The sequence below is a fragment of the Nocardiopsis ansamitocini genome, assembly GCF_030268225.1.
Lineage (GTDB): Bacteria > Actinomycetota > Actinomycetes > Streptosporangiales > Streptosporangiaceae > Nocardiopsis_D > Nocardiopsis_D ansamitocini.
In genome coordinates, this window is the sequence record NZ_BSQG01000002.1 from 447,315 (window position 1) to 468,121 (window position 20,807).

The window sequence follows — 20,807 nt, forward strand, 5'->3', positions numbered from 1 at the left end:
ATCGCTTTTGCGGCGATTCAGCTACGAACTGGAACGATTGGGACTATGCGCGACACTTATCACGAGGACCTCGACGCCCTCACCGCACGCCTTGTCGAGATGACCCGACTCGCCAGGCATGCCATTGCCAGAGCGACCACCGCGCTGCTCGACGCCGACCTGACCGCCGCGCAGGAGGTCATCTCCGAGGACGAGGCGCTGAACCGTCTCGACGAGGAGATCGGCAAGAGCGCCTTCGACCTGATGGCCCGCCAGCAGCCGGTCGCCCAGGACCTGCGCACCATCATCACTTCGCTGCACATGGCCGGCGACCTGGAGCGGATGGGCGACCACGCCGTTCATATCGCCAAGATCGCGCGCCGCCGCCACCCCGACTCCGCCATTCCTGCCGAGCTGCGCTCCATCGTGCTCGAAATGGGCCATCAGGCGGAACTGCTGGTCATCAAGGCCGGCGAGGTCGTGTCCAACCGCGATGCCGAGACCGCGCTGGAGCTCGACGAGGACGACGACCGCATGGACCGCCTGCGCCGCAAGCTGCTCAAGCGCATCCTGGACCCGGGCTGGTCCCACGGGGTCGAGGCGACCATGGACGTCACCCTTGCCGGACGGTTCTACGAGCGCTTCGGCGACCACGCGGTACACGTGGCCGACAACCTGGTCTACATGGTCACCGGGGAGAAGCGGAAGGACTACGAGCAGGAGGCGTAGCCGATCCGGTCGTAATGGGCCGGTGATGGATTTCTCGGGGGTCGCGGCACGTGCCGCGACCCTTCGTCGTGGCCGCTCGAAGGGATCGCGGGTAGACTGGGGGATTCCCGCTGAGACAGGCCGTGTCCACTGCGTCAAGCGCTCCGGACCGCTTTCTCGGAGCCTCGCCAAAGCACTAGGGGTTTGCTTTGTCAAGCCTTCGATACCGTGTTTGACCTGGGGCTACGCAAACCTAATAGGTACTTTAAGTCATGGATTCGTGGTATCCTCCAGGTAGCGGAAGGGGTACTTGTCACATGACTTTTAAGGTCGGCGACACCGTTGTCTACCCCCATCATGGGGCTGCTCGTATTGAAGCCATCGAAACGCGAACCATCAAGGGCGAGGACAAGATCTACCTCGTTCTCAAGGTCGACAAAGGCGACCTGACGGTTCGAGTGCCGGCGGACAACGCCGAAGACGTCGGCGTCCGCGACGTGGTTGGCCAGGAAGGTCTGGACAAGGTCTTCGAGGTGCTGCGTGCACCGCACACCGAAGAACCCACCAACTGGTCGCGACGCTACAAGGCGAACCTGGAGAAGCTTGCCTCCGGTGACGTCAACAAGGTCGCCGAGGTCGTGCGCGACCTCTGGAGGAGGGACAAGGAGCGCGGTCTCTCCGCCGGTGAGAAGCGAATGCTCGCGAAGGCCCGGCAGATCCTGGTGAGTGAACTCGCCCTCGCCGAAAAGACCAATGAGGACAAGGCCGAGGCACTCCTCGACGAGGTTCTCACCAGTTGAGAAATACGCATTGATGCGCGATATGCCAAGGGTGGGCGTTGGAACAGACGTCCACCCCTTTGCGTCTGGCCGCACGCTTTTCCTCGCCGGGCTCGAATGGCCCGGCGAAGACGGTGTCAGCGGGCACTCCGACGGTGACGTCGCCGCCCACGCGGCCTGCGACGCGCTCTTCTCCGCCTGCGGGCTGGGAGACCTCGGTGCGCAGTTCGGCACCTCCGACCCCCGTTGGCACGGGGCGTCGGGCGTCACGCTGCTGACCGAGGCCGCGGAGCGTGTACGCGGTGCCGGTTACACGATCGGCAACGTCGCCGTTCAGATCATCAGCAACCGACCGAAGTTCGCTCCGCGGCGGGACGAGGCCGAGAAGGTCCTCTCCGCGGCCGTCGGGGCGCCCGTGACGGTTTCGGCGACCACCACCGACGGTCTGGGCCTTACCGGGCGTGGAGAGGGCATCGCAGCGATCGCCACCGCCCTGTGCGTCCATACGGGTTCGCCTGCGGACCCGGGATAGTCCTTAAGGGACGGGTACGCCGTCCGTGCTTCATACCGGGCTTGCCGGCCGCGTTCGGTGCGCTGCCGCCACCCCGGTTCGGGCCGGTGCGGCTGTTCATCGCCGCACCGGCCCGACTCCGTTCTCAGTCCTTCGGCGGGGTGGGTGCACTGCGGACCCGCCAGGACGGGGGTTCGGCGGGCACCCCCGGAGACTTGCGCGGCTTGAGCACCATCGGGCGCTTGCGTACCGGTTCCACCGGTGGGGAGCTCGGTCCGACGGCGTGGGCCGGAGTCTCGGCCGGGCGCTGCTCCGCCTCGACGGGGGCCTCGTATGCCTCGTCGCCGGCAGGGTCGTCCGGCACCGGGTCGGGATCGAATCCGTCGTCGGTCTCCAACTGCCGGTTCAGTGCCTCGGCCCGTTCGCGGGCGGCTCCGGCGTCCTGCAACGGTTCGGGCGAACCGGCGGCGCGCTTGATCACGCCTCCGCCCTCGGCGGGGGTGCGTTTGGGCAGTTCCTCCGCCGAAACGGGTGCGGGTGCGGGCTTTGTCCCGGGCACGTCGGCCTGGTCCGGTACGTCGACCGTTTCGGGGACAGGAGCAGGACCTGGGGGAGGGACCTGCTCGGGTTCCTGCTCGGCGGGCTGCTCGGCGGGCTGCTCGGCGGCGACCGGCTCATCCCGCGCCTCGACGGGGAAACGGTGCTCCTCGGCCGGTTCGGGCGCCGGGGTCGCAGGCGGGGCGGACATCTCCTCGCCCCGTTCCGCAGGGGTCGGGGCCTCCGGTGCCTCCCGGGGAACCGGTGGGACGGCGAGCGCGGGTTCGGGTTCGGGCTCTCCTCGCGGGGTCAGCGCGGGCGCGGTCGCCGGAGTGCCTTCGCGCCGCAGTACCTGGGTGGTGTCCTCCGCATTTTTCCAGTCGATGTCCTGGGTGGGGTGTGCCTCGGGCAGGTCCCCGGTCGGTTCGGAGGGCTGCTCGGGACTGCGGGGGCGCGGGCGTCGCGGACGGACCCGCTCGCCGCGCAGCTCCACCACGATCCACAACAACAGCCGGAACGCCACCAGGAGCGCCACCCACGGGCCGACCGCCACGACCACCGTGGCGACCCAGTCCAACAGGCGGTAGTCCAGGGCCCGCATCGCGCTGCCCCCTGCGGCCAGCAGGATGAGGACCAGGACGAGCGCGTCCACCCAGATCCTGCGGGCGAGGGGCGCCGCACGCAGCAGGTAGGTCGTCCAGAACGCCATCATCAGCAACAGCGTGAACAGGCCGGGATAGAGGTGTGCGAGCTCCGCGCTCATCCCGCCCTGGACGGCGATCTGGTAGATCCCGTTGTACGACAGCAGGATCGCGCAGCCCGCGATCACCAGCACACCGAGTGTGGCGAGCGTGATGACCCCGGCCCGCGATCCGCTGCCGGACGGTTCCGGAGTCCGACGGGGGCGGTGGGGGGTTTGGGAGGAATTAGCTGGCATCGTGCGGGTCAGATTAGCCGAGGGGCGTCGCCCAGACGAGGGCTTCGCACGGAATCGGTGGGACCGGGGCCGGGGACTCCGGGGGGTTTGGGTGATTTCCGCAGTTCGAGGCGTCCGGTGGGCAATTCGGTGGGACCGGGCCTGCGCCTCGGACGCGGCGTGTCGCGATTCCGGCGGGTAAAAGTCAGGTGGATTGCGCAATGACCGTTTCCGGCTGCCCCACTCGCCGGGAGACGGGAAGAATTCGAGGGTCAACCGTCATCGCAAGCCACTCCGCGGCGCACCCGGAAACGGTTACCCTTGACAACGTGAGTCTGCGCTTCTATGACACCCGAGCCCGCCAGGTCCGCGACTTCACCCCGTTGCACGAGGGGTGTGTGTCGCTGTACCTGTGTGGTGCCACGGTGCAGGCTCCCCCGCACATCGGACACATCCGTTCGGGGGTGAACTTCGATATCCTGCGGCGCTGGCTGATCCACCGCGGATACGCGGTCACCTTCTGCCGCAACGTCACCGACATCGATGACAAGATCATCCGGGTCGCCAAGGACGAGGGCGTCCAGTGGTGGGAGGTCAGCGAGCGCAACCAGCGCGCGTTCACCTACGCCTACGACGTCCTGGGCTGCCTGCCGCCCACCGTCGAGCCGCGCGCCACCGGTCACGTCCCGGAGATGGTGGAGCTGATGCACCGCCTCATCGACCGAGGGCACGCCTACGCCGCCGAGGACGGATCGGGCGACGTCTACTTCGACGTCCCCTCCTACCCCGAGTACGGGGAGCTGTCCAACCAGCGCGTCGAGCAGATGCGTACGGGGGAGGGCGACGAGCGCGACAAGCGCGACCCCCGCGACTTCGCGCTGTGGAAGGGCGCCCGGCCCGGCGAGCCGCAGTGGCCCACCCCCTGGGGCCCCGGCCGCCCCGGGTGGCACCTGGAGTGCTCGGCGATGGCCACCAAGTACCTCGGTCCGGTCTTCGACATCCACGGCGGCGGGATCGACCTCGTCTTCCCGCACCACGAGAACGAGAGCGCGCAGTCGAAGGCGGCCGGGGACGGCTTCGCGCGCTACTGGCTGCACAACGGAATGCTCACCACCGGCGGTGAGAAGATGAGCAAGTCGCTGGGCAACTCGCTGCTCATCCCCCTGATGATCCGCCGGGTCCGGCCGGTCGAGCTGCGCTACTACCTCGGACAGGCGCACTACCGCTCCAGCCTCGACTACTCCGACGAGGCCCTCCAGGAGGCCGCAGCGGCCTACCAGCGCATCGAGGGCTTCCTGACCCGCGTCGCCGAGGTCGCCGGGCCGGTCCCCGCCGGGGCCGAGGTCCCCGCCGACTTCGCCGCAGCCCTCGACGACGACCTCGGGGTCTCCCAGGCGCTGGCCATCGTGCACGGACACGTCCGCGAAGGCAACACCGCGCTCGCCGACGGGGCGAAGGAGCGGGCGGCCGAACTCGCCGCGGAGCTCAGGACGATGCTCGCGGTTCTGGGGCTGGACCCGCTTTCGGAGCAGTGGGCGGGATCGGGGGCGGAGTCGGCCGGCATGCGCGACGTGATCGACGCACTGGTGTCGGTCGCGCTCGGGCAGCGCCAGGCAGCCCGCGCCCGCAAGGACTACGCGGCAGCCGACGAGATCCGCGACCAGCTCGGCGCTGCGGGCGTCCTCGTCGAGGACACCCCGCAGGGCCCCCGCTGGGAGCTCAAGCGCGGGTAGCGCGGGAGATGATGGACCCTGGGCCACGGCCGGTCGCGGTCGTGGCCTTCACCATGCTTACACCGTAGGCGAATTGAGAGAGGACGGGCGTTATGCCCTCGAAGAAGACGAAGAAGGGCCCGACCAAGGGCAGCGGTGGCAAGGGCCGCCGCTCCCTGGAGGGAAGAAAGGGCACACTGCCCGCCGAGGAGCGGCACTGGTACGGGGGAAAGCAGCGCTCCTCTGCCGCCAAGCGGGCGCAGGCCGCCTCGGAGAAGGCGCCGGGGCGCGGCGATGACACCCCCAGCAGCCCGATCCGCGGTGGGAGCGGCGGCAGTTCCGAGCTGTTGATCGGCCGCAACCCGGTCGTGGAGGCGCTGCGCGCGGGCATGCCCGCCGCGAAGCTCTTCCTGTCCAACAGCCTCGACCCCGACGACCGCATCGTCGAGGCCAGCAAGCTGGCCGGTGCCAAGGGCATCGAGATCCTGGAGATCAACCGGACCGAACTGGACCGCCGTTGCGACAGCAACGGGCTGCCCAACGCCGTCCACCAAGGCATCGCGTTGCAGATCCGTCCCTACCGCTATTGGGACCCCCAAGGGCTTCTGGACGCGGCGCTGGCCGGCGAGAACCCGCCGCTGATCATCGCCCTGGACGGTGTCACCGATCCGCACAACCTGGGCGCCGTCGCCCGGTCGGCCGCGGCTTTCGGCGCCAACGGCCTGCTCATCCCCGAGCGTCGTGCGGCCGGTGTGACCATGGCTGCGTGGAAGACCTCGGCCGGGACACTGGCCCGGCTCCCGGTCGCCCAGGCGACCAACCTGACCCGTGCCCTTGAGCTTTACAAGGAGAACGGTCTGTTCGTGGTCGGCCTCGACGCCGACGGCGACACCCGACTCGACGAGCTCGAACTCGCCACCGGCCCCTTGGTCGTCGTGGTCGGTTCCGAGGGCAAGGGGTTGTCCCGCCTGGTGCGCGAGACCTGCGACGCGGTGGCCAGCATCCCCATCAGCGGAGCGGAGTCGCTCAACGCGTCCGTCGCGGCCGGTGTGTCCCTCTACGAGGTCGCCCGCCGACGCTCGTCCGCGAACTAGGGCCTTAGCCTGTACCATTCCACTTGGTGTTCCGACACCGGCCGGCGTGGCTCAATTGGCAGAGCAGCCGCCTTGTAAGCGGCAGGTTAGGGGTTCAAGTCCCCTCGCCGGCTCGTCGGACGGGGCCGGCACCCTGGTCGGCGATTCCTCGCGGAGTCGTCGACCAGGGTGCCGGCCCCGTCGTTTTTTCGGTGGGTCCCCGGTGAACGGTCCTGCACCGGAGTCGCGTCGGTGCCCGGTCAACGTGCCCGGGGCAGCCGCTCTCGGACTACGGCCGCCCCGACGTCCCCATCGTGCGTCCCGGCCGTCAGAAACCGGTCGGAGCCGCGCTCGATGCCGACGGCCGCGGCCCTCGGAGACCTCCTCAACGGCTGCGGAGCGCTCTTCGATGTCCCATCCGGCCGACCTCCATGATCATCGTGCGACGACCGGCGCCCGAGCCGCTCGCGCGGAAGATCATTTCACCGGTGCTCCGCGGTATGTCGGTCCTTGCCGTTCATGCTGATCAGAGGTGTTCTGATCGATGATCGAAGCGGTCCGTCCCTTGTCATCGCCGGCGCCGCTGTGCCGGCACGGTTTTTATCGGGCTGAAAAGGTCTGTCCGAATTTTCTCGTGGTGAGACGCAACCTCCCCCCGGGTATTCGAGTTGGTGGGGCTGGTCGAAAGCAAGGAGAGCGTGTGCGGGACGGCGATTGGGTTGCGCAGACCAGCACGGAATTGCGTGGGGTGCTGAAGGTCATGGTGGACGCCGGATGGCTGCCCGGTGGGGCGGCGGTGGTCGGTTCCGGTGGGACATGGGAGTTCGTTTCGGTCGGGCAGGTCGGGATCGAGTGTGGGGAGGCTCCGACCGCCCCTGACGTTCACTACGACGTGGCGAGTCTGACGAAGGTGATGGCGACCTGGGCGCTGGCGGGCCGGGCCGTCACAGAGGGACTCCTCGACCTGGACACGCCTGTAGCGGCCTACTACTCGGGGGGACCCTACCCGGGCGGCGGTGTCACGGCTCGGCAGATCCTCACGCACACGTCCCGGCTCAACCCGGTGACCTGGCTGGAGCGCTATGCCGGGACCGAGCAGGACCTGGCCCTGGCGATCCTCGCCGAGGAGTTGGAGGAGCCGGGCTACCGCTACATCGATCGGGGTTTCATCCTGCTCGGACTGCTGCTCGAGCGGTTGCACGGACAGCCTTTGGACGTCCTGGCCGGTGAGGTGTGGAGCGCCGCTGAGATGTCGGCGACCCAGTACGGGCCGCTCCCGCGCTCGGTGTCGGTCGCGCCCACCGAGCGCCGGATTCCCGGAGCAGCCGCCATCTGGGGGGTGGTGCATGACGAGAGCGCCGCGTTGATGGGGGGCGTCGCCGGGCACGCCGGAGTTTTCAGCACGGCCACCGACCTGGGTGTCTTCGCCCGCGACCTGCTGTCGCGCTACTCCGGGGAGCACGGTGCCAACGCCTTCACCAGCTTCGTCCGGCAGAGCTGGCGACCGCACGAGCGCGTGCACAAGGACTACTCGCGCGGACTGGCCTGGCTGACCACCGACGACGGGCTGGTCTACCACAACGGCTATACCGGGACCAGCCTCTACCTGCATCCCGAGACCGGACGCTACGTCGGGATGCTCACCAACGCCGTGCACTTCGGCCGCCGCCGCCCGGGACTGTTCGATCTGCGGGCGACCATACGGGGAGCGTTCTTCAGCGACTGATCCGGCGTCGTCCGCCGCGCGGGGGACGGGGGCGGCGCTCCGGCTCCGGCAGCGGTTCGCGCGGGGGCAGGCCGTAGGGGTTGGACATGCGCTTGCGCAGTACCAGGATCCACACTACGACCAGGACGCCCAGCAGCACGGCGCCGCCCGTCCACAGCGCCCACACCGGCACGAGCGGTTGCTCGTCGGCCTCCTGGGCGAGTTCGGGATCGAACGCGGGTGTCTCTGCGGCGATCAGTTCGGCGGCCGCCAGCGCGCCCGGCGCGTTCAGGGTGCCCGACGCGTCCTGGGTCAGCGCTTCGACGACCTGCTCGGGGCGCAGTTGCGGATGCGCCGAGCGGATCAGTGCGGCGACCCCCGAGGTGAATGCCGCTGCTGCGCCGCTGCCGGTGACGGTGGGGTACGCGCCGTCGGTGCCCGTGGTGACGATCTCCTCGCCCGGTGCGGTCAACACGACGTGGTCCTGGCCGGTGGAGACGGCCGAGGGCTGACCGTCCTGCCCGACGGAACCCACCGCCAGCACGCCCTCGTAGGCGGCCGGGTAGGTCGGTCCCCCGGATTCGTCGGCGCCGCCGTCACCGCCGGAGGCGATCACCACCACACCGCTGGTGAGGGCGTAGTCGATGGCGGACTGCTCGGCGTCGTTCCCGCCGGTGGTGGTGTTGGAGTCGGCCAGCGGGATGCTGATGACCTGCGCGCCCTCGGAGACCGCGGTGCGGATGCCTTTGGCCAGTGCTTCGGGGTCGGGGGCCTGCCCGGTGGCGCCCCCGTCCTGGGCGACCCGGATCGACAGGATCGCGGCCTGGGGTGCGGCGCCGAGGACACCGCCGGTGTGCTCGATACCGTGCCCGTTGGCCGCGATGATCCCGGCCATCGCGGTTCCGTGTTCCCCGTAGCCCGCGCTGCCCGGGGCGAGGTCCTGGCCGGTGAGATCGGGGCCCACGGTGACCCCGGCGAGGTCGGGGTGCTCGGTGTCCACGCCGGTGTCCAGAACGGCGACGGTGACGCCCGCACCCCGGCCGGTCGACCATGCCTCGGTCGCGCCGATGGAGTCCAGTCCCCACTGGTCGTAGGCGAGCTCGGTCGTGTCGGCGGACGCGGGGACCGCGGTGAGGAGGTGCCCACCGAGCAGTGCCGCGCAGGCCCCGAGCCCGATGGACGTGCCGGTCAGTGTGCTGCGCATGGCGACGCATCCTCTCCGCGTACGGCCCGGTTGACCCCGTGCGACCTGGCCGAAAAGCCGCTCGGACGCTGGTCATTGTGTCATGGGGCCCACGTGGTGCGCGGGCGCGATCGGATGGTGCGGTCCGCGGGGCCCGGGAGGTCAGACGGTGAGGTCCACGGGGTCACCGACCGACAGGTCCAGGGTACGGGCGGCGTCACCGCCGTTCACGGCCAGCGAGAGGCGCCCGGCGGAGTCGGTCAGCACCAGGGGAGCCCCCGGCTCGACCGCGCCGAAGGTCGGCGCCAGGGGCAGTGTGTGTGCGCTGCCCGGCAGGCCGACGGCGAGGTGTTCCGGTTGCGGCGAGCCGGCCAGGGCCGCACGCAGGTCCTGCGCGCTCAGCGACAGTTGACAGTTCCCGAAGCGGTCCACCGCGTGCACCTCGCCGTACGCGGCTCCGGGGCGGACCTCGCGGCGCGGGCGGGGCAGGCGCACCAGATCGGTCGGAGCCAGGGCGCGCCCGACGTCGGCCAGGGGGGTACCCGCGGCGATCTGTGCCCCGACCGGCGCGTAGACGTCGCGACCGTGGAACGTCGTCGACACGGGGTGGCGCCATAGCGTCTCGTTGGTGAGTTCGTGCACCGCTGCGACCCCGCCCAGGGCTTCGGCAGCCCAGACCAGGAGCCCGTTGTCCGGGCCGACCAGGACGTGCCCTCCGGCGGCGACGGCGACACTGCGGCGCCGGGTGCCGACCCCCGGGTCCACCACGCACACGTGCACTGCCCGGGGGAGTTCGGGAGCGGTATCGGCGAGCACCGTCGCCCCGCGTCGGATGTCACCGGGCGGGATCTGGTGCGTGATGTCGATCACTCGTAGGGCCGGGGCGTAACGCAGCATCTGTGCGTGGCAGGCGGCCACGAAGCCGTCGGTATTGCCGTAGTCGGTCAGAAAGGACAGGCAACTGTGGCCCTCCGGGGCAGTCATCGGGATACTCCTCCTCCTTGCTCAGCTTCAGTCGCTACGATAAGTCGCGCCAATCCGGACGAGGAGGCGCCCAATGTCAGATGTCGGGCCAATAGACCAAGAAGCGTCCGATGCGTCGGCCGTCGGCCCCAACAGTGTGGACGAGACCGGCCTGAACGAGCGCGAGCGCCGCATCCTTGAATTCGAGGGTCAGTGGTGGAAGTTGGAGGGCTCCAAGGAGCAGGCCATCCGCGACCGGTTCGGCTTCTCCGCGACCCGCTACTACCAGCTCCTCAACGGTCTCATCGAGCGCCCCGAGGCGCTCGTCTTCGACCCCATGACCGTCAAGCGGCTGCGCAGGCTGCGTGCCGACCGCCGCCGTCAGCGCACCGCGCGTAAGCTCGGCCTCCAGCTCTAGCCGGACGGCCGTCCGCGGGAACGCGCAAGCCCTCGGGCGCCGCACGGTCGTCCTCCACCTCTTGTCCCAGCATCCGACCGGGAGCCGAGCATGACCGTGTCCACCCCGACGACCGAGGACGGCCGTACCGGTCTCCACCGCATCCGCACGGAGCCAGGTCGTGCCCTCCTCGCTTTCGACTTCGACGGCACCCTGGCCCCGATCGTTGCCGATCCCCGGGATTCCAGGGCGCATCCCGGGGCCGTTGCCGCGTTGAGCGCACTGGCCGTGCACGTGGGGCGGATCGCCGTCGTCACGGGGCGCCCGGCGGGGGTCGCCGTGGAGTACGGGGGCCTCGACGCGGTCCCCGGTCTGGTGGTGCTCGGCCAGTACGGCCGGGAGCGCTGGGAGGACGGCCGCCTTACGGTTCCTCCGGCTCCGGCCGGTGTCGCCGAGGTCCGTGACGCGCTCCCCGGGATGCTCCAGGACCTCGGCGCACCAGAGGGGACGTGGGTCGAGGACAAGGACCACGCGATCGCGGTACACACCCGACGCGCCGCCGACCCCGAGGCCGCGCTCGACCTGCTGCGCGCTCCGTTGGCGGATCTCGCCGAACGGGCCGGACTGGCGGTCGAGCCGGGGCGAATGGTCATCGAACTGCGCCCGCACGGCATGGACAAGGGGGCCGCGCTGACCGCCCTGGTCGGTGAGGTCGGCGCCGCCTCGGTTCTCTACGCCGGCGACGACCTCGGCGACCTTCCGGCTTTCGCCGCTGTCGAGGAGCTGCGGGCCACCGGGATCGAGGGAACGAAGGTGTGCAGCGGATCGACGGAGGTCGCCGAGCTCGCCGAGCGGGCCGACCTGGTCGTCGACGGTCCCGACGGCCTGGTGGATTTTCTGGTCGAGCTGGCGGGCGCACTCGACGCCTGACCGAGGTAGCGAGGTGCGGTCCGGCACACGGATCGCATCGAACGGCACGGGGCCCCGACCGGGAAACGATCGGGGACCCGTATGCGGACGAATCCGGGGATCAGTCCAGCGCGCGCAACTGGTCACCGAACCAGCGCTGCGGGGGCAGCGCCACCGCGGCCTCGACCAGGCGAGCGTTGCGTTCCTGGCGCTCCGCGTCCTGCATGTTCAAAGCGTCGTGCAGCGCCTGGGCGGTCTCAGTCACGTCGTAGGGGTTGACCAGAAGAGCGTCGGAGCCCAGGTCGTCCGCCGCGCCGGCCTCGGTGGACAGCACCAGCGCGACCCCGTTCTCCGAGAGCACCGGGCCTTCCTTGGCGACCAGGTTCATGCCGTCGCGGATCGGGTTGACCAGCAAGACGTCGGCGATCTGGTAGGAGGCCAGTGAACGCGCGTAGTCGTCCTTGACCTCCAGGATCACCGGTGTCCAGTCGTCGGTGCCGAACTCGTCGTTGATCTCCTGGGCGGTCCGGCGCACCGCCTCGGTGTAGGCGCGGTACTCCGCCACGTCGCCACGGCTCGGGTAGGCGAACGCCAGGTGGGTGACCGCCCCGCGCCACTCCGGCCGGTCGCGCAGCAGTTCGCCGAACGCCGCCATGCCGCGCACGATGTTCTTGGACAGCTCGCTGCGGTCCACCCGCAGGACCAGTTTGCGCTCGCCCACCGTCTCGCGGAGTCGGGACCGCCATTGGGCCACGTCCTCGGCCGCGGCCCGTTCGCGCAGTCCCTCGGCGTCCGCGCCGAGGCCGTGCACGCCCACCTCCACGACGCGGCCGCCGTAGTCGATGGTCCGGTTGTCCCAGTTGACGTCGGCCCGCAGGAAGGTCGCGCAGCAGCGCAGGAAGGCATCGGCCCAGCGCGGGCTCAAGAACCCGATGTGGTCGGCGCCGAGCATGCCCTCCAGCAGTTGCCGTCCGACGTCGCCGGGCAACATGCGGAAGTACTCCGGAGGGGCCCACGGGGTGTGGGAGAAGTGCGCGATGCGCAGGTCGGGTCGGCGGCCGCGCATCATCCTGGGCACCAGAGCCAGGTGGTAGTCCTGCACGGCCACCTTCGCGCCGTCGTCGGCTCCGGTCAGCAGGGCTTCGGCGAACGCCGCGTTGTAGGTGCGGTAGTCCTCCCACTCGGCCCGGAAGGCCGCGTCGAAGTGCGGTTTGTTGGGGGTGTCGTAGAGCATGTGGTGGACGAACCACAGCGTTGAGTTCGCCACGGAGTTGTAGGCGTTGGTGAAGGTCTGCTCGGGGATGTCGAGCATCCGCACGCTCGCCCCGCCCAGGTCGTAGCCGGCTCGGTCGAGTCGCCCCTCGGGGGCGGCCGAGGCGGCCTTGCGGTCGGCGTCGGACAGTGCCGCACACACCCACAGGGTGTCGGTCTCGGCGGCCACGGAGCTCAGCCCGGAGACGAGCCCGCCGCCACCGCGCCGGAAGTCGATCGTCCCGTCGTCCCCGATCGAGAAGGACACCGGTCCCCTGTTGGAAGCGACGAGGATCTGTGCCTTGTCCACCTCTTGGTCCACCTCTCCACCGATTGAGCGCGAACGTCCATTTGACTACACCGCCCGTATGTCAACGAGAGGCGGGGCGGTTGATACTGCCGTTCTCGCCCCGTGCGGTGGACCGCAAACCCGTACTTTCCGCCCGGCGCGTCTTTTCGGTCGGTCGCAAGGGTGGTATCAGGGCAGGTGGGTGGTGCGGGAAGCCGGTCGGGGCGCGGCATGGTGTCAGGTGGCTCACCCCGGCTGGAGAATCGGACAGGCCGTCGGTTACAGTAACCACCAGGTTCGGTCACCGGGCCGTTGACAACTTCATATTGCTCATCCAGAGGGGTGGAGGGACCGGCCCTACGAAGCCCCGGCAACCATCTCGGTACACGTTTCTCGTCAGGTGCGAGGCGGCCGAGGCAGGTGCCAACTCCGGCCTGTGCCAAAGCGGCTCAGGCGAAGATGAGGGGAGACGCCTCATGGCGATCGTTGCCGAGCAACCCAGCACATCCGCCACCCACTCCTTCGGCCCCGCCGTCGCGCTGTCCTGTCGCGAATGCGGCGAGCGCTACGAACTCGGCCCGCGCTTCGCGTGCGATTTCTGTTTCGGCCCTCTTGAGGTCGCCTACTCGTTCGGCACCGTCACCCGCGCGTCCATCGAGCAGGGCCCCAACAACATCTGGCGCTACGCCGCCCTCCTCCCGGTCCCGGCCAACGTCCGCGACCTGCCCAACATGAACCCCGGCATGACCCCCCTGGTGCGCGCCGACCGTCTCGCAGCCGAGCTCGGCCTGCGGTCGCTGCACGTCAAGGACGACTCCGGCAACCCGACGCACTCCTTCAAGGACCGCGTTGTGGCGATCGCGGTCGAGGCCGCCCGCACCTTCGGTTTCACCACTCTCTCCTGTTCCTCCACCGGCAACCTCGCCGGCGCGGTCGGCGCCGCTGCCGCGCGGGCGGGCTTCAAGTCCTGCGTGTTCATCCCGGCGGGCCTTGAGGAGGCCAAGGTCGTGATGGCCGCGGTCTACGGTGGCCGCCTGGTGGCCATCGACGGCAACTACGACGACACCAACCGGTTCTGCTCCGAGCTCATCGGCGACGACGCCGGCCAGGACTGGGGTTTCGTCAACGTCAACCTGCGCCCCTACTACGGCGAGGGTTCCAAGACGCTGGCCTACGAGATAGCCGAGCAGCTGGGGTGGCGCCTCCCCGCGCAGATCATCATCCCCATCGCCTCGGGCTCGCAGCTGACCAAGATCGACAAGGGTTTTCAGGAACTGATCGCGCTCGGCCTGGTCGAGGACACCCCCTACAAGATCTTCGGGGCGCAGGCCACGGGATGCTCACCCGTCGCCAAGGCGTGGGAGAACGGCCACGACGTCATCCAGCCGGTCAAGCCCGACACCATCGCCAAGTCGCTGGCGATCGGCAACCCCGCGGACGGCCCCTACGTGCTCGACATCTGCAAGCGGACCGGCGGCGCCGTGGCGCACGTCGACGACACCGAGATCGTGGACGCCATCCGGCTCCTGGCCCGCACCGAGGGCGTCTTCGCCGAGACCGCGGGCGGTGTCACCACCGGGGTGCTGCGCAAGCTCCTGGCGGACGGTCTGCTCGACCCCGACGCCGAGACCGTGGTGCTCAACACCGGTGACGGTCTCAAGACCCTCAACGCCGTCCAGGGCGCCGGGGTCACCGCCACGATCAAGCCCTCCCTCGACGCCTTCCGGGCCGCCGGACTCGCCTGAGTCCGCCGCCGTACCCCGACCCCGTTCTCCGACCCGAGCCAAGGAGTCCCCTAGCCATGAGCGTCAGCGTTCGCGTGCCCACCATCCTGCGGACCTACACCAAGGATGCTGCCGAGGTCGCCGCTGAGGGCGCCACCCTCACCGAGGTCCTCGCCGACCTGGAGGCGAACTTCCCGGGCATCCGGCCGCGCATCCTCGACGACAACGGCCGGATCCGCCGCTTCGTCAACGTCTACGTGGGCGACGAGGACGTGCGTTTCGCCCAGGGGCTCGACACCCCGATCCCCAGCGGGAGCCAGATCTCGATCATCCCCGCGGTCGCGGGCGGCTGCTGAAGCCGGCCCCGCGGCACCGGGGGCACCGACGGCCGGAGCGCGCATCGCGCCTCCGGCCGTCTCCTTTTTGCTCGCAGAAGTGCCAATCTCGCTGGTGGACGCCTGATTTCGGCGCTCTGACCTGCGGGTAACTCCCTGTGGAAAACTCCGTGGGCGTTTGCACTCGACAGGGGAGAGTGCTAAAAAGAAGACCGTTAGCACTCTCATTAGTCGAGTGCTAATCGCGGATCGAGACGATGAGGTCGCGGCCTCCGGCAGACGGGTTGCCGGTACCGGGCGCGGCCGTCCGTCGCGGGCGTCGCCTCGTTCCTTCGCGTATCAGCCCGGTCCCGGGAGGACAAACTCTATGGCAGCCAAACTGATCGCGTTCGACGAGGAAGCCCGGCGCGGCCTCGAGCGCGGCATGAACCAGCTTGCGGACGCCGTCAAGGTGACGCTCGGCCCCAAGGGTCGCAACGTCGTCCTGGAGAAGAAGTGGGGCGCCCCCACCATCACCAACGATGGTGTCTCCATCGCCAAGGAGATCGAGCTCGAAGACCCGTGGGAGAAGATCGGGGCCGAGCTCGTCAAGGAGGTCGCCAAGAAGACCGACGATGTCGCCGGTGACGGCACCACCACCGCCACCGTGCTCGCCCAGGCCCTGGTACGCGAGGGCTTGCGCAACGTCGCCGCCGGCGCCAACCCGGTCGGCCTGAAGCGGGGCATCGAGGCTGCCGTTGCCCGCATCAGCGAGGAGCTGGCCAACCTCTCCAAGGACATCGAGACCAAGGAGCAGATCGCCTCCACCGCCTCGATCTCCGCCGGCGACCCCCAGATCGGCGAGTACATCGCCGAGGCCATGGACAAGGTCGGCAAGGAAGGCGTCATCACCGTCGAGGAGGGGCAGACCTTCGGGCTCGAGCTCGAGCTCGCCGAGGGCATGCGCTTCGACAAGGGCTACATCTCGCCCTACTTCGCCACCGACCTGGAGCGCATGGAGACGGTGCTGGAGGACCCCTACATCCTCATCGCCAACTCCAAGATCTCCAACAACAACGAGTTCCTGCCGGTCGTGGAGAAGGTTCTCCAGGCCGGTCGTCCGCTCGTCGTGATCGCCGAGGACCTTGAGGGCGGCGCCCTCCAGACCCTCGTGGTCAACAAGATCCGCGGCACCTTCAAGTCCGTTGCCGTCAAGGCCCCGGGCTTCGGCGACCGTCGCAAGGCCCAGCTCGGCGACATCGCCGTGCTGACCGGCGGCCAGGTCATCACCGAAGAGGTCGGCCTCAAGCTGGAGAGCACCGAGCTGGAGCTGCTCGGCCGCGCCCGCAAGGTCGTCGTCACCAAGGACGAGACCACCATCGTCGACGGCGCCGGTGAGGCAGCCTCCATCCAGGGCCGGGTCAACGAGATCCGCTCCGAGATCGAGCGCACCGACTCCGACTACGACCGCGAGAAGCTCCAGGAGCGCCTCGCGCGCCTTGCCGGCGGCGTTGCCGTCATCAAGGCCGGTGCCGCCACCGAGGTCGAGCTCAAGGAGCGCAAGCACCGCATCGAGGACGCCGTCCGCAACGCCAAGGCGGCCGTCGAAGAGGGCATCCTCCCCGGTGGTGGCGTCGCGCTGCTCCAGGCCAGCGTCCCGGCCTTCGAGAAGCTGGAGCTGACCGGCGACGAGGCCATCGGCGCCGAGATCGTGCGTCGCGCCGTCGAGGAGCCCCTGAAGCAGATCGCGATCAACGCCGGCCTCGAGGGTGGCGTCGTCGCGGAGAAGGTGAAGAACCTGGAAGCCGGCGTCGGCCTGAACGCCGCCACGGGCGAGTACACCGACCTGTTCAAGGACGGCGTCATCGACCCCACCAAGGTCACCCGCTCCGCTCTGCAGAACGCTGCCTCCATCGCGGGTCTGTTCCTGACCACCGAGGTTGTCATCGCCGAGAAGCCGGAGAAGGCCGCTCCGGCCGCTCCGGGCGGCGACATGGGCGGCATGGACTTCTAAGTCCGCGCCCGCTCCACCGCCTCTGAGGGCGGCTCCCGTTCGCGGGAGCCGCCCTTTCGGTCTTCCCGGTCCCGACCGTCAAGCGGCCAGTAGGCCCCGGGCCGTCAGTTCTGCCAGGACCCGGACCCCGGCGGGCGCACACCGGTCGGCGTCATCCGGGCCGAGCCAGGCCAACTCGGCGATCTCGGCGCTGGGAACGGGATCACCTGCGGCCTCGGCCGTGTAACAGGCCAGTCGGACCCTGGTCCCGGCCGGATAGCCGTGTGCGGCCTCGTCGATCACCGTGAACAGCGCGATGGTTTCGGGGTCGAGGCGCACCGCCAGTTCCTCGGCGACCTCGCGCACCAGCGTCTGGGCGTCGGTCTCACCGGGTTCGCGTTTGCCGCCCGGAAGGTAGAAGGCGTCCTTGCCGTGCGCCCGGACGTTGAGCACCCGGCCCTCCCGCACGCGCACCCAGGCGATGGCGTCGATGACCGGGGCGGAGGGGAACCGATCGGATGGTGTCATGCTTTCGACTCTAGAGCGCCTGCTTGACCGGGGACGGCCGGTTCTCACGTGAGCCGCGCCATGGCCGCGCGGTCCTCCCGCCCGAACTCCTCCTCCAGTTCCTCGGGGGCCGCGTCCACGTCGATGTGCTCCACCGGTATGCCGCGGGCGGTCCCGATCGCACCGAGCCTGCGCGTCGCGCGGTCGACCGCATAGCGCGTCAGCTCCCCGGGTGGCAGCCGGTGGGCCGCATCCTGCTGGTCGTCGGCCTGTCCGCCGTCGTACTCCACCGCACTCGACAAGTGCGGCAGCAGCTCTTCGAGGCGCTCGTTGACCACCTGCCAGTTGGCGTCGTCGGCCGCGACGTGCCGCCGGCAGGTGAAGGTGCCCCACGCCATGTGGCGACGCTCGTCGTCACCGATGCGTCGAACGATCTCCCGCATCCCGGGAAAGATGTCGCGGACCGTGCAGATGTGGTTCCAGGTGTAGTAGCCGGTCAGCGCAAGAGACCCTTCGATGACGTGGTTGTAGGTCACCGACGCGCGTACCTGGTTGCGCGGGCTCGGATCGCGGTTCAGCGCGTCCAGTGACGAGGGCAGCTCCTCGTAGAACAGTGCCCGATAACCGGGACTGCCTTCGACGTAGGAGTTCAGGTCGTGCTCGACGCCGATCGCGTCCAGCCAGAGACGGAACACCTGGGTGTGTCGGGCCTCCTCGAATGCGAACTGGGTCAGGTACATCTCGTCGCCCAGACGTCCTTCCACGGCCATCGCCCGGATGAACGGTTGGATGTCCTCGGTGACGGCCTCCTCGCCGCCGGCGAACTGTGCGCACAGCCGCAGCACCTGTTGCCGAGTGGCTTCGGGCAGTGCCGCCCAGTCTTCCCGGTCCCGGTCCATGTCGATGTCGGCGGGGTCCCAGAACCGGGCGTTGCCCTTGGCGAAGAGCCGAAGGGGCAGAGAATCCCAGTTCAGGCCGCCCGCGCGCAGAGAGTGGAATCCTCGGCCCTCTCTGCGGGTCCGGGCAGGGACGGTCGACGCGCCGATGCTGGAATCGGGCTGGCTGATCATCAGGGCACCCTCCGGATTGGTGGACTCCTCTCATGATCATCACTGATCGTGCTCGCGTAAACACTCCTTCGGCGATGGCTCGTGGTCCGGCCGATGCCGGCCCTGTGGGGAAGCCGTTCACGGGCTGCCGAATACCGGCCGGAAGCGGGTACGGTCAGGGGGTGCTGTCCGGGCGTGGTCGTTTCGGGCCGACACGGGCGGGGAGTGCCGCCGTGCTCGGTGCCTTGGCCGTGAACGTTCTGGCGGCGACGGCATATTCGCTGCTCGTTTTCACTGAACCGGGAGACAAGGTGTTCTGCGGCGACCCGCTGACCCAGGGCTATGAGAAATGCGTCGACCAGATGGCGCTGTTCGCCATCGCCTCGCTGATCCCCGCGATGCTTGCCCTGATCCTGATGATCGCCGCATTCGCCACCCCCGGTGTGCGGGAGCGGCCCGGGCTGCGCGCCCAGACGCTCGGCTACTCGCTGGTGGCCTGGCTCATCGCCGGCGGCACGCTCGTGATGGGCGGGCTGCCCGCCATCTGACCAGCACGGCGCCGGCGAGGCGCAGTGAGCCGTCGTCCGCTGCGCCCGGTATCCGGTCAGTGCTAGATCTCGTTGCCCGACAGCACGTCGTGGGCGTCCACGATCCGGTAGGCGTAGCCCTGTTCGGCGAGGAAACGCTGCCTGTGGGCGGCGTAGTCCTGGTCGAGGGTGTCGCGGGCGACCACCGCGTAGAAGCGGGCGGTGCGCCCGTCGGATTTGGGGCGCAGCACCCGGCCCAGGCGCTGGGCCTCCTCCTGGCGGGAGCCGAAGGACCCCGAGATCTGGATGGCCACCGCGGCCTCGGGCAGGTCGATGGAGAAGTTGGCGACCTTGGACACCACCAGGGTGTTCAGCTCTCCCGAACGGAAGGCGTCGAACAGCCGCTCGCGCTCCTTGATCCGGGTCTCGCCCTTGATGACGGGTGCGTCCAGTGCGGCCGCGACCTCGTCCAACTGGTCGATGTAGGAACCGATCACCAGGACCCGTTCGTCGGGGTGCCTGGCCACCAGTTCCCGCACGAGCGTGGTCTTGGTCGCGGTCGAGGAGCAGAACCGGTAGCGGTCCTCCGGTTCGGCGGTTGCGTAGGCCAACCGCTCGGACTCGGTCAGGTTGACCCGCACCTCCACGCAGTCCGCCGGGGCGATCCACCCCTGCTGCTCCATCTCCTTCCACGGAGTGTCGTAGCGCTTGGGGCCGATCAGGGAGAACACGTCGCCCTCGCGGCCGTCCTCGCGCACCAGGGTCGCGGTCAGCCCGAGCCGGCGGCGGGCCTGGAGGTCGGCGGTCATCCGGAAGATCGGTGCGGGCAGCAGGTGGACCTCGTCGTAGACGACCAGGCCCCAGTCACGCGCCTCGAACAGTTCCAGGTGCGTGTACACGCCTTTTCGGCGTGCCGCCATCACCTGGTACGTGGCGATGGTGACCGGCCGGATCTCCTTGCGGGTCCCCGAGTACTCGCCGATCTCGTCCTCGGTCAGGGAGGTGCGGCGCAGCAGCTCCGAACGCCACTGGTGGACCGAGACGGTGTTGGTGACCAGGATCAGCGTGGTGGCCTTGGTCATCGCCATCGCAGCCGCGCCCACGATGGTCTTGCCGGCCCCGCAGGGCAGCACGACCACGCCCGAACCACCGGCGTCGAAGCTCTCGGCGGCCTCGCGCTGGTAGCCGCGCAGCTCCCAGCCGTCCTGGGCCAGGTCGATCGGGTGTGCCTCGCCGTCCACGTACCCGGCGAGGTCCTCGGCCGGCCAGCCGAGCTTGAGCAGCGCCTGCTTGAGGTTGCCGCGCTCGCTGGGGTGCACCAGCACGGTGTCGGTCTCGACCCGCTCGCCCAGCATCGGCTTGATCTTCTTGGCCCGCACGACCTCCTCCAGCACCGCCTGGTCCACGGCTTGCAGAGCCAGGCCGTGGACCGGGTGGGCGAGCAGCTTCAGGCGGCCGTAGCGGCCCATCGTCTCGGCGATGTCCACCAGCAGCGAGTGCGGGACCGGGTAGCGGGAGTACGTCAGGAACGCGTCCACCACCTGCTCGGCGTCGTGCCCGGCGGCGCGCGCGTTCCACAGCGCCAGCGGGGTGACCCGGTAGGTGTGCACGTGCTCGGGTGCGCGCTCCAGTTCGGCGAACGGGGCGATCGCCCGGCGGCACTCGTCGGCCGACTCGTGGTCGACCTCCAGCAGCAGGGTCTTGTCTGACTGGACGATCAGGCAGGACACGCGTGCCTCCCGAGGGGCAGAGGAAACTTCCTGTTGGAGTGTACGCAGTGA

At 69.4% G+C, this 20,807-nt stretch carries 19 protein-coding genes, 1 tRNA gene and 1 riboswitch; of the genes, 13 read left to right on the forward strand and 7 right to left on the reverse strand.

Annotated elements, in window-relative coordinates; translation table 11 throughout:
- The first annotated feature begins 45 nt into the window (after nucleotides 1-45).
- From phoU to ispF, 3 genes are all read left to right on the forward strand, one after another.
- Entirely contained in the window at nucleotides 46-708 is a 663-nt protein-coding gene (gene phoU, locus QSJ59_RS08670; RefSeq protein ID WP_285758484.1) for a phosphate signaling complex protein PhoU, read from the forward strand.
- A 296-nt stretch (nucleotides 709-1,004) separates the two neighbouring features.
- Nucleotides 1,005-1,487: a CarD family transcriptional regulator gene (locus QSJ59_RS08675; protein WP_133739733.1), complete on the forward strand. Its 483-nt coding sequence runs from the start codon at nucleotides 1,005-1,007 to the stop codon at nucleotides 1,485-1,487.
- Nucleotides 1,488-1,509: 22 nt separating this feature from the next.
- Nucleotides 1,510-1,998 carry a 2-C-methyl-D-erythritol 2,4-cyclodiphosphate synthase gene (gene ispF / locus QSJ59_RS08680; RefSeq protein WP_285758778.1) on the forward strand — a complete coding sequence of 163 codons (489 nt, stop codon included), beginning with the start codon at nucleotides 1,510-1,512 and terminating at the stop codon, nucleotides 1,996-1,998.
- Nucleotides 1,999-2,122: 124 nt separating this feature from the next.
- Here the strand turns inward: ispF and QSJ59_RS08685 are convergent, their stop codons facing one another.
- Entirely contained in the window at nucleotides 2,123-3,451 is a 1,329-nt protein-coding gene (locus QSJ59_RS08685) for a DUF2637 domain-containing protein (RefSeq protein WP_285758485.1), read from the reverse strand.
- 308 nt (nucleotides 3,452-3,759) lie between these two features.
- On the opposite strand from QSJ59_RS08685, the gene cysS reads away from it, so the two are divergent.
- From cysS to QSJ59_RS08705, 4 genes are all read left to right on the forward strand, one after another.
- The gene (gene cysS, locus QSJ59_RS08690) at nucleotides 3,760-5,163 is read left to right on the forward strand and encodes a cysteine--tRNA ligase (protein ID WP_285758486.1); all 1,404 of its coding nucleotides are present in this window, start codon (nucleotides 3,760-3,762) and stop codon (nucleotides 5,161-5,163) included.
- A gap of 92 nt (nucleotides 5,164-5,255) precedes the next feature.
- Entirely contained in the window at nucleotides 5,256-6,236 is a 981-nt protein-coding gene (gene rlmB / locus QSJ59_RS08695) for a 23S rRNA (guanosine(2251)-2'-O)-methyltransferase RlmB (RefSeq protein WP_285758487.1), read from the forward strand.
- A gap of 40 nt (nucleotides 6,237-6,276) precedes the next feature.
- A tRNA-Thr gene (locus QSJ59_RS08700) sits at nucleotides 6,277-6,349 on the forward strand.
- Nucleotides 6,350-6,915: 566 nt separating this feature from the next.
- Nucleotides 6,916-7,941: a serine hydrolase domain-containing protein gene (locus QSJ59_RS08705; protein WP_285758488.1), complete on the forward strand. Its 1,026-nt coding sequence runs from the start codon at nucleotides 6,916-6,918 to the stop codon at nucleotides 7,939-7,941.
- Here the strand turns inward: QSJ59_RS08705 and QSJ59_RS08710 are convergent.
- Entirely contained in the window at nucleotides 7,931-9,124 is a 1,194-nt protein-coding gene (locus QSJ59_RS08710; protein ID WP_285758489.1) for a S8 family serine peptidase, read from the reverse strand. The two genes, QSJ59_RS08705 and QSJ59_RS08710, sit on opposite strands and share 11 nt — an antisense overlap.
- A 141-nt stretch (nucleotides 9,125-9,265) precedes the next feature.
- Nucleotides 9,266-10,087, reverse strand: a complete 822-nt coding sequence (locus tag QSJ59_RS08715; RefSeq protein WP_285758490.1) for an SAM hydrolase/SAM-dependent halogenase family protein — start codon at nucleotides 10,085-10,087, stop codon at nucleotides 9,266-9,268.
- A 73-nt stretch (nucleotides 10,088-10,160) separates the two neighbouring features.
- Here QSJ59_RS08715 and QSJ59_RS08720 point away from each other — a divergent pair, with 73 nt between their 5' ends.
- Together QSJ59_RS08720 and otsB are read left to right on the forward strand one after the other, a co-directional pair.
- On the forward strand, nucleotides 10,161-10,484 hold the full coding sequence (locus QSJ59_RS08720; RefSeq protein ID WP_285758491.1) for a DUF3263 domain-containing protein: 324 nt from the start codon (nucleotides 10,161-10,163) through the stop codon (nucleotides 10,482-10,484).
- Between the two features lie 90 nt (nucleotides 10,485-10,574).
- A complete protein-coding gene (gene otsB, locus QSJ59_RS08725) occupies nucleotides 10,575-11,393 on the forward strand; it encodes a trehalose-phosphatase (RefSeq protein ID WP_285758493.1) in 819 nt (272 codons plus the stop codon).
- Nucleotides 11,394-11,493: 100 nt separating this feature from the next.
- Here the strand turns inward: otsB and QSJ59_RS08730 are convergent, their stop codons facing one another.
- Entirely contained in the window at nucleotides 11,494-12,933 is a 1,440-nt protein-coding gene (locus QSJ59_RS08730; RefSeq protein ID WP_285758780.1) for an alpha,alpha-trehalose-phosphate synthase (UDP-forming), read from the reverse strand.
- Between the two features lie 306 nt (nucleotides 12,934-13,239).
- Nucleotides 13,240-13,378, forward strand: a riboswitch (SAM riboswitch).
- 10 nt (nucleotides 13,379-13,388) lie between these two features.
- On the opposite strand from QSJ59_RS08730, the gene thrC reads away from it, so the two are divergent.
- The 3 genes from thrC to groL all read left to right on the forward strand — a co-directional run bounded on the left by thrC (nucleotide 13,389) and on the right by groL (nucleotide 16,964).
- Nucleotides 13,389-14,657 (forward strand): threonine synthase, encoded by a 1,269-nt coding sequence (thrC, locus tag QSJ59_RS08735; protein ID WP_285758495.1) that lies wholly within the window; start codon nucleotides 13,389-13,391, stop codon nucleotides 14,655-14,657.
- Between the two features lie 56 nt (nucleotides 14,658-14,713).
- The gene (locus tag QSJ59_RS08740) at nucleotides 14,714-14,992 is read left to right on the forward strand and encodes a MoaD/ThiS family protein (protein WP_285758497.1); all 279 of its coding nucleotides are present in this window, start codon (nucleotides 14,714-14,716) and stop codon (nucleotides 14,990-14,992) included.
- Nucleotides 14,993-15,338: 346 nt separating this feature from the next.
- Entirely contained in the window at nucleotides 15,339-16,964 is a 1,626-nt protein-coding gene (gene groL, locus QSJ59_RS08745; RefSeq protein ID WP_285758498.1) for a chaperonin GroEL, read from the forward strand.
- A 78-nt stretch (nucleotides 16,965-17,042) separates the two neighbouring features.
- On the opposite strand, the gene QSJ59_RS08750 is transcribed toward groL, so the two are convergent.
- On the reverse strand, nucleotides 17,043-17,471 hold the full coding sequence (locus QSJ59_RS08750; protein WP_285758499.1) for an NUDIX hydrolase: 429 nt from the start codon (nucleotides 17,469-17,471) through the stop codon (nucleotides 17,043-17,045).
- Nucleotides 17,472-17,515: 44 nt separating this feature from the next.
- A complete protein-coding gene (locus tag QSJ59_RS08755; RefSeq protein ID WP_285758501.1) occupies nucleotides 17,516-18,520 on the reverse strand; it encodes a R2-like ligand-binding oxidase in 1,005 nt (334 codons plus the stop codon).
- Nucleotides 18,521-18,732: 212 nt separating this feature from the next.
- Here QSJ59_RS08755 and QSJ59_RS08760 point away from each other — a divergent pair, with 212 nt between their 5' ends.
- Nucleotides 18,733-19,047, forward strand: a complete 315-nt coding sequence (locus tag QSJ59_RS08760; RefSeq protein WP_432707449.1) for a hypothetical protein — start codon at nucleotides 18,733-18,735, stop codon at nucleotides 19,045-19,047.
- A 62-nt stretch (nucleotides 19,048-19,109) separates the two neighbouring features.
- On the opposite strand, the gene QSJ59_RS08765 is transcribed toward QSJ59_RS08760, so the two are convergent.
- On the reverse strand, nucleotides 19,110-20,756 hold the full coding sequence (locus tag QSJ59_RS08765; RefSeq protein ID WP_285758503.1) for a DNA repair helicase XPB: 1,647 nt from the start codon (nucleotides 20,754-20,756) through the stop codon (nucleotides 19,110-19,112).
- Nucleotides 20,757-20,807 lie beyond the last annotated feature (51 nt).

Bases quoted from the DNA above. Each gene is read 5' to 3' on its own strand.
- thrC (WP_285758495.1), top strand. From the start codon at position 13,389: ATGGCGATCGTTGCCGAGCAACCCAGCACATCCGCCACCCACTCCTTC.
- otsB (WP_285758493.1), top strand. From the start codon at position 10,575: ATGACCGTGTCCACCCCGACGACCGAGGACGGCCGTACCGGTCTCCAC.
- ispF (WP_285758778.1), top strand. From the start codon at position 1,510: ATGCCAAGGGTGGGCGTTGGAACAGACGTCCACCCCTTTGCGTCTGGC.
- QSJ59_RS08720 (WP_285758491.1), top strand. From the start codon at position 10,161: ATGTCAGATGTCGGGCCAATAGACCAAGAAGCGTCCGATGCGTCGGCC.
- QSJ59_RS08750 (WP_285758499.1), bottom strand. From the start codon at position 17,471: ATGACACCATCCGATCGGTTCCCCTCCGCCCCGGTCATCGACGCCATC.
- groL (WP_285758498.1), top strand. From the start codon at position 15,339: ATGGCAGCCAAACTGATCGCGTTCGACGAGGAAGCCCGGCGCGGCCTC.
- QSJ59_RS08675 (WP_133739733.1), top strand. From the start codon at position 1,005: ATGACTTTTAAGGTCGGCGACACCGTTGTCTACCCCCATCATGGGGCT.
- rlmB (WP_285758487.1), top strand. From the start codon at position 5,256: ATGCCCTCGAAGAAGACGAAGAAGGGCCCGACCAAGGGCAGCGGTGGC.
- QSJ59_RS08715 (WP_285758490.1), bottom strand. From the start codon at position 10,087: ATGACTGCCCCGGAGGGCCACAGTTGCCTGTCCTTTCTGACCGACTAC.
- QSJ59_RS08755 (WP_285758501.1), bottom strand. From the start codon at position 18,520: ATGATCAGCCAGCCCGATTCCAGCATCGGCGCGTCGACCGTCCCTGCC.
- phoU (WP_285758484.1), top strand. From the start codon at position 46: ATGCGCGACACTTATCACGAGGACCTCGACGCCCTCACCGCACGCCTT.
- QSJ59_RS08710 (WP_285758489.1), bottom strand. From the start codon at position 9,124: ATGCGCAGCACACTGACCGGCACGTCCATCGGGCTCGGGGCCTGCGCG.
- QSJ59_RS08740 (WP_285758497.1), top strand. From the start codon at position 14,714: ATGAGCGTCAGCGTTCGCGTGCCCACCATCCTGCGGACCTACACCAAG.
- QSJ59_RS08685 (WP_285758485.1), bottom strand. From the start codon at position 3,451: ATGCCAGCTAATTCCTCCCAAACCCCCCACCGCCCCCGTCGGACTCCG.